At 33.9% G+C, this 2,428-nt stretch carries 2 protein-coding genes; both read left to right on the top strand.

All coding sequences use genetic code 11. From position 1 onward, the window contains the following. Window positions 1-275: 275 nt before the first annotated feature. Window positions 276-1,235, top strand: coding sequence for an alpha/beta hydrolase (locus tag AC0NJG_RS28540; RefSeq protein ID WP_087951342.1), 960 nt, complete (start codon window positions 276-278; stop codon window positions 1,233-1,235). Between the two features lie 165 nt (window positions 1,236-1,400). After that, window positions 1,401-2,132 (top strand): DsbA family oxidoreductase, encoded by a 732-nt coding sequence (locus AC0NJG_RS28535; protein WP_087951343.1) that lies wholly within the window; start codon window positions 1,401-1,403, stop codon window positions 2,130-2,132. Window positions 2,133-2,428 lie beyond the last annotated feature (296 nt).

Here is a 2,428-nt window from a genome sequence, read left to right as displayed (position 1 = left end):
GCGCCGATGGTAGTTGGGACCTTGTCCCTGTGAGAGTAGGACGTCGCCAAGCAACCGTAAGACGAGTCAGAATGACTCGTCTTTTTTGTGTTTCTAACTTCTTATCAGTCTCAAGTTATTTTTTTATATTCAATTTCTTCCATTATTTTTAATGTGTAGTTTAAGATTTTCTATTTTATTTTTTGTGGAAGTAATCATCGGTATGTTAAAATAGTACAGTTATTTTTTTGAAGTACTTTAATATAGGAAGATTTAATTTTTTAAAAGGAGATAATATGAAAAAGATAGGTATAATTACTATAGTAGTCTTAGTCCTTCTAGTGATTGTGTATATATTAGTCGGGAATTATTTTTATAACTATGCGTTGAATGCGAAACAAGAGAAAGAGTTTTTAGAGGATAATCCTCACTTAGTGGAAACCGTGAATGCATCAGGAGATGTGTTCGCTACAAATGAAGAAAAGGATGCTAGCTTTGTCTCAAATCATAAACCTAATACACTACACATAAATTCTTTCGATAAGTTGAAATTAACAGGTTATGAATATATGAATAAACAATCTAGCCATAAATGGGCAATTGTAGTTCATGGATATGATAGTAGGGCATCAAAAATGACGAAATATATCCGGAATTTTTATGAACAAGGATATAACGTTATAGCGCCAGATCTTCGTGGGCATGGAAATAGTGAAGGTGATTATATAGGGATGGGCTGGCACGATCGTAAAGATATTTTGATTTGGATACAACAAATTGTAAAGAAAGACCCTAATGCTGAAATAGCACTATTTGGTGTTTCAATGGGAGGGGCAACTGTAATGATGACTTCAGGTGAAGATTTACCTTCTAACGTGAAAGTTATTATTGAAGATTGTGGATACTCAACTGTTGTTGGTGAATTTACTTATCAACTAAAAGATCTATTCCATTTACCGAAGTTTCCTGTTATGAATGCGGCCAATACAGTTACAAAATTAAGAGCTGGATATGATTTAGAAGAAGCTTCAGCTATTAAACAAGTTGCAAAAAGTAAAACACCGATGCTATTCATTCATGGGGATGCGGATACATTCGTTCCTTTTGAAATGTTAGATGAAGTATATAATGCTGCAAAAATAGAAAAAGAGAAATTAATTGTTCCAGGTGCTGGACATGGAGAAGCTGAGAAGATAGATTCAAATACGTATTGGAATACCGTATGGAAGTTCGTGGGAAGATATATTCAAGCATAATTAAATTTATATATGCGATAATCAGAAGGTAATACTTTTGATTATCGTTTTTCTATTTATAGATTCATTTTAGGTTGTAGTATATAAGGCTTGAAGCATAAATTTTTGAATTCCTTAGTGCCAGTGCTACAATGATTGAAAACTACATGTTAATGAGGTGTTTCTATGAAAATTGAAGTATGGTCAGATTTTGTATGCCCGTTTTGCTACATTGGGAAACGTAGATTAGAAGTGGCTTTAGAGCAATTTCCTCATAAGAAGGATGTTGAAGTTGAGTTTAAAAGTTTTGAATTAGACCAAAATGCTCCAACCTATTCTGGGACAAGTATTAATGAAGTACTTGCATCAAAGTATGGGATTAGTATTGAAGAAGCGAAACGTAATAACGTACAGTTAGGTAATCATGCAGCTAGTATGGGTTTAAGTTTTAATTTTGATGAGATGAAGCCGACGAACACTTTTGATGCGCATCGTCTTGCGAAATTTGCAAAGGATCAAGGGAAAGAAAAAGAGATTACGGAAAATCTACTTTTTGCATATTTCACTGAATCGAAAAATTTAAGTGATGTGGATACGCTTGCTACTATAGCTGAAGCTTCAGGTTTAGACAAACAAGAAGCTTTAAAGGTTATTAATGATAAAAGCGCATATACAAATGATGTTAGAGTTGATGAAGCGATCGCTCAGCAATATCAAATTTCAGGAGTGCCTTATTTTATTATTAATCAAAAATATGCTATTTCAGGTGCGCAACCACTTGAAACTTTTGTTGGTGCACTTCAGCAAGTGTGGGAAGAAGAGAATCCTGCACCTAAGTTACAAGAGCTTTCTTCAGAAGGTGGAAGTGATATGTCTTGTACCGATGAAAGCTGTTCGGTACCTTCAAAAGAACAATAGTTTTTATGATGGAAAGCAGCCCATAGAGTAGTATATGGGTTGCTTATATATTCTTATAGAAGAGGTATGTAAACAGGGTTTTAAAAAAATGAAGTTTTTTATAAAAACGTATTGACGATTACTACTTAGAGGTGTAATATAGAACAAGTCGCCGATGACAATAACGTCGAAAGCGACAAACGAAATAAAAAACTTAGTTGACATTGAAAGTTGAAAATGTTAACATAAGGAAGTCGTAAACGAGCGACCAAGTAGTTCTTTGAAAACTGAACGAAACAAACAACGTGAAACGTCAA

The organism is Bacillus sp. SSR7, assembly GCF_055902415.1.
This window is presented reverse-complemented; position numbering and strand designations above follow the sequence as displayed.